The 4,980-nt window shown below is 67.7% G+C and carries 3 protein-coding genes; 2 read left to right on the forward strand and 1 reads right to left on the reverse strand.

The annotated features are described in order from the left end of the window. Positions 1 to 178: 178 nt before the first annotated feature. Complete coding sequence (locus ACO6VK_RS20455; protein ID WP_422510324.1) at positions 179 to 2,446, reverse strand: TonB-dependent receptor; 2,268 nt, start codon at positions 2,444 to 2,446, stop codon at positions 179 to 181. 212 nt (positions 2,447 to 2,658) lie between these two features. Between ACO6VK_RS20455 and ACO6VK_RS20460 the strand changes: the two genes are divergently transcribed. Together ACO6VK_RS20460 and ACO6VK_RS20465 are read left to right on the forward strand one after the other, a co-directional pair. Beyond that, the gene (locus ACO6VK_RS20460; RefSeq protein WP_422510326.1) at positions 2,659 to 3,684 is read left to right on the forward strand and encodes a TIGR00266 family protein; all 1,026 of its coding nucleotides are present in this window, start codon (positions 2,659 to 2,661) and stop codon (positions 3,682 to 3,684) included. A 49-nt stretch (positions 3,685 to 3,733) separates the two neighbouring features. Then, positions 3,734 to 4,732: a patatin-like phospholipase family protein gene (locus tag ACO6VK_RS20465; protein ID WP_422510328.1), complete on the forward strand. Its 999-nt coding sequence runs from the start codon at positions 3,734 to 3,736 to the stop codon at positions 4,730 to 4,732. Positions 4,733 to 4,980 lie beyond the last annotated feature (248 nt).

Here is a 4,980-nt window from a genome sequence, read left to right on the forward strand (position 1 = left end):
CTGCCCGGCTGCTCTCCGTTCCGGCATTGCAAAGCCCGCGCTGCGCGCGATAGCCGACCAACGGTCGGCTCTACCGGTGCCGCAGGATCGGAAGCCGTCAAACAGAAAACGGCGCGGATTTCTCCGCGCCGTCGCTGTTTTCAGGTGTGCCGACCCGCGGTCGGCACCTGCCGCGTCATCAGAACTTCGCGGTGAACTCCATGCCGAACGTACGCGGCTCGTTGAGGAAGCCGGTGAGGTTGTTGAAGTCGATCGCGCCGACCACGCGCACCTGGTCGGTCAGGTTGCGACCGTACACGGCCACGTCGTACTGGCCGTAATCCCAGTTGTAGCCCAGGCGCAGGCCGCCTTCCAGCGACGAACGGCTGCGGAACTCCGGGGACTCGTACAGGAAGAAGTTCACTTCGCTGCGGTAGGCCCAGTCGGTGTACACGTACAGTTCGCTGGCATCGTTGATCGGGAAGCCCGCACGCAGGGTCAGGTTGTGGATCCACTTCGGTGCCTGCGGCAGCGGATTGCCGTTGACCAGCGCGTAGGTGCCGCCGTTGATCACGGTGGTCGGGTCGGTGATGGTGCAGCCGCCACCGCAGATCGCCACCGCCAGGTCGCGGTCCTTGATCTCGGTGTCGTTGTAGCTGCTGCCCAGGGTGAGCAGCACGTGGTCGGTCAGGTAGGCCTCGAAGTCCAGCTCGGCGCCCTGGCCGATGGTCTTGTCGGCGTTGAGCAGGGTGGCGGTGTTGTTGCTGCCGCCCACCGCGATCAACTGCTGGCCGTCCACGTTGTAGCGGAACACGTTGAAGCCCAGGCGGGCGCGACGGTCGAACAGGTCGGCCTTGATGCCGGCTTCGTAGGAGATCACCTTCTCCGAATCGGCCTGCGACACGCCGCCGAAGGCCAGACGGCCCTGGATCGACGGGGCGCGGAAGCCCTTGGCCACACGCGCGTAGGCATTGAGGTTGTCGGTGATCTGGTACACACCGCTCAAGTCCCAGCTGACGTCGTCGACATCGCTCTTGGCGATGTACGGGCCGCTGACCGCCGTACCGCCCTGCACGGCCTGCAGCACGCTGGCGCTGAAGTCTTTCTTGTCCTGCGTATAGCGCACGCCACCGCGCAGCTTGAAGCGCTCGGTCACGTCGAAATCGCCGGAGGCGAACGCGGCCCACGCCTTGTTGCGCTGGGTCTGCACGGCGTGGCCGGTCTGCGGATTGCCCGGGGTGAGCGAGTCGTAGTTGAAGCTGTCGATGGTGACGTCTTCATCGAAGTAGAACACGCCCGCCTGCCAGTCGAAGCGGCCCCACTCGTTGGATTCCACGCGGAATTCCTGGGTCCACTGGCGGTGGTGCGGCAGGCCGTCGGCCGACTCCGACGGGAACGGGATGAAGCCCGGGCCATAGTTGCCCGCGCCCAGGAAGGCCGCGCCGTAGCCGCCGTCGATGTCGCCGTGGTTGAGCGACTCGGCGGTCTCGTAACCGGTGATCGAGTGCAGCGTCACCCGGCCCAGGTTCCACTGCAGGCGCGCGCTGCCGCCCCAGGTTTCCAGGTCCGAGAAATTCTCGCCGTCGGTGGACACTTCGTCGCGGTCGAAGTTCTCGACCAGCTGGTTGGTGCCCGGCTTGATGATGTTGGCGCGGAACAGACGTGCGGTGCCGTTGAGCTTGCGCTTGTGCAGGTTGAACAACGCTTCGACGTCGTCACCCTCGTACAGGAACTGCACGCGCGCGGCGGCTTCGTCGTAGCCTTCAAAGCCCTGCGCCGGTGCGTTCTGGCGGGTGTTGGTCACCCAGTCGTCGCGGCGCTGGTACAGCGCCGACACGCGTGCCGACCAGCGGTCGGTCAGCGGGCCGCCGTAGGCGCCCTGCGTGTTCCAGGTGTTGTAGCTGCCGTAGGCGACCTTGATGTAACCATCGGCATCCTGCGACGGACGCGCCGAATCGAACTTCACCACGCCGGCCGGGGTATTGCGGCCGAACAGCGTGCCCTGCGGGCCGCGCAGCACTTCCACACCGGCCAGATCGAACAGCGGGAAGCCCTTCAGCAGCGGGCTTTCCTGCACCACGTCGTCGTACACCAGCGACACCGGCTGCGAGGCATTGAGATCGAAGTCGGTATTGCCCAGGCCGCGGATGTAGAAGCGCGGGAAGGCTCGGCCGTAGGACGATTCAATGTTCAGGCTGGGCACGCGTGCCGACAGGAAGCGGATGTCGTCGCCGGCCGAACCGAGCACGTCGAGCTTTTCGCCCTGGATGGCCGAGATCGAGACCGGCACGTCCTTGGCGTTTTCCACACGGCGCTGTGCCGTCACCTGCAGGGTATCGAGGGCGACCGGATCCTTGGCGGCGGGGGCGTCCTGGGCTGCGGCCGTCAATGGCAGCAGGGCGGCGAGGGCGATGACGAGCGGGTGCACGGACGGAAACCGGCCGTGGGCAGTGCGGTTCGGGAACATGGCGTTTTAGGCTGTGTTGGGAGGGGTGGTGGACCGGCGCTACCAGACAATTGTTGCAGTACAGCAACAGCGTCGCAAATTCCGGTCATTCATTACCAAGATCCGGCCACGCGGGTGTGAAGGCCGCCGCGCGGGCATGGCCCGGATTTGGCAGGATGGCGGGGTTGCCGGCCAGCGGCCGGCCCTGCTCCCTTCCAGCCAGGTACATCGCCATGACCCAGTGGTACTTCCACAGCACCGCCCAGCCCGACCGCGTTGGACCGCTCGACGACGATGCCGCCCGCCAGTACGCCCGCAGCAACCCGCGCGCGCTGGTCTGGTGCGAAGGCATGAGCGGCTGGATGGCGATCGGCGAGGTGCCCGAGCTGCTGGTCAGCACCGCCGCCCCGGTCGGCGCGCCGCCGCCGCTGCCGGGTTCGGCCGGCGGCAGCCAGCGCGCCGACGACATCGAGTTCCGCATCGTCGGCCATGAAATGCAGTTCGTGGAGATCGAGCTGGACCCCGGCGAGAGCGCCATCGCCGAAGCCGGCGCACTGATGTTCAAGGATGCCTCGGTGCAGATGGACACCGTGTTCGGCGACGGCTCGCACAGCGGCCAAGGCGGTGGCTTCATGGACAAGCTGATGTCGGCCGGCAAGCGCGTGCTGACCGGCGAAAGCCTGTTCGCCACGCTCTACACGCACACCGGCCAGGGCAAGGCCAAGGTCGCCTTCGCCGCGCCCTACCCCGGCACCGTGCTGCCGATGAAGCTGGACCAGCATGGCGGCCGCCTGGTCTGCCAGAAGGACAGCTTCCTGGCAGGCGCGCGCGGCGTGCAGATCGGCGTGCAGTTCCAGCGCAAGATCATGACCGGCCTGTTCGGCGGCGAGGGCTTCATCATGCAGAAGCTCGAGGGCGACGGCTGGGTGTTCATCCATGCCGGCGGGTGCGTGGTGGAGCGCGAGCTGGCCGCCGGCGAGCGCCTGGACGTGGACACCGGCTGCGTGGTGGCCTACCACGCCAGCGTGGATATGGACGTGCGCCGCGTGGCCGGGATCAAGAGCATGGTGTTCGGCGGCGAAGGCGTGTTCCTGGCCACGCTGACCGGCCCCGGCAAGGTATGGCTGCAGTCGCTGCCGTTCTCGCGCCTCGCCGGGCGGATGTGGATGGCCGCGCCCCAGGCCGGTGGCCAGAGCCGCGGCGAAGGCTCCGTACTGGGCGGGATCGGCCGCATCCTGGACGGCGACAACCGCTTCTGAGGCCGGCACGACCCGGTATGCTATCGCCCATTCACTTTCCGCCGATGCCATGACCGCCTTCCGCCAGACCCGTCTCGTGCTGTCCGTTGCCCTGCTCGGCCTGCTGGCCGGCTGCGGCGGCGATCCCGTCCGCCCGACCCCGCCGCCGGCCGCCACGCCGGTCGCGCAGGCCAAGCCGGTGAAGATCGGCGTGGCCCTCGGCGGTGGTGCGGCCAAGGGCTTTGCCCATATCGGCGTGATCAAGATGCTTGAAGCCAATGGTTTCGAGCCGGTGGTGGTATCGGGCACCAGCGCCGGCAGCGTGGTCGGTGCGTTGTATGCCAGCGGCATGGACGCCTTCGAGATGCAGTCCAAGGCCGTGGCCCTGGATGAAGCCAGCATCCGCGACGTGCGCCTGTTCTCCGGTGGCCTGGTGCAGGGCCAGAAGCTGCAGGACTACGTCAATGCGCAGGTCGACAACCGCCCCGCCGAGAAGCTGAAGAAGCCCTTCGCCGCAGTGGCCACCAACCTGGATACCGGCGAGCGCGCGGTGTTCGTGCGCGGCAACGTCGGCCAGGCCGTGCGCGCGTCCAGCAGCATCCCCGGGGTGTTCGAACCGGTGAAGATCGGCAAGAACAGCTTCGTCGACGGCGGCGTGGTCAGCCCGGTGCCGGTGGATGCGGCGCGCCAGCTCGGCGCGGACATCGTCATCGCCGTGGACATCTCCAGCAAGGCCAGCGGCAAGTCGCCGACCGGCATGCTCGGCATCGTCAACCAGTCCATTTCGATCATGGGCCAGCGCCTTGGCGAGCAGGAACTGGCGCGTGCGGACATCATCATCCGCCCGAAGGTGCTGGAGATCGGCGCGGCCGATTTCAGCCAGCGCGGGTACGCGATCCTCGAAGGCGAGAAGGCCGCGATGGCGGCCATGCCGCAGATCCGCGCCAAGGTGCAGCAGCTGCAGCGCGCGCGCGCCGCCGCCCTGGCCCCGCCGCCGCCCAAGCCGAAGTGCGATGAGCCCTCGCGCGTGGGCAAGCTGATGGGCCGCAAGGAAAAGTGCGAGGGCTGAACGCCTGCACCGCTGGCGGCGCCTGTTGGCCGGCTGCGCTTCGGCGGGGCATCTGAATGCCGCCGGGTAGAGCCGACCGTTGGTCGGCTGCGCTTCGGCGGGCATCTGAATGCCGCCAGGTAGAGCCGACCGTTGGTCGGCTGCGCTTCGGCGGGCATCTGAATGCCGCCAGGTAGAGCCGACCGTTGGTCGGCTGCTTTTGATCGGACCATCCGGGCGCCTTGGCGAAGGGCAGCCGACCAACGGTC

The organism is Stenotrophomonas sp. GZD-301 (assembly GCF_049310345.1).
Classification (GTDB): Bacteria; Pseudomonadota; Gammaproteobacteria; order Xanthomonadales; family Xanthomonadaceae; genus Stenotrophomonas.

Excerpts from the sequence above, each read along its gene's own strand:
- ACO6VK_RS20455 (WP_422510324.1), bottom strand. The coding sequence starts at position 2,446 with ATGTTCCCGAACCGCACTGCCCACGGCCGGTTTCCGTCCGTGCACCCG.
- ACO6VK_RS20460 (WP_422510326.1), top strand. The coding sequence starts at position 2,659 with ATGACCCAGTGGTACTTCCACAGCACCGCCCAGCCCGACCGCGTTGGA.
- ACO6VK_RS20465 (WP_422510328.1), top strand. The coding sequence starts at position 3,734 with ATGACCGCCTTCCGCCAGACCCGTCTCGTGCTGTCCGTTGCCCTGCTC.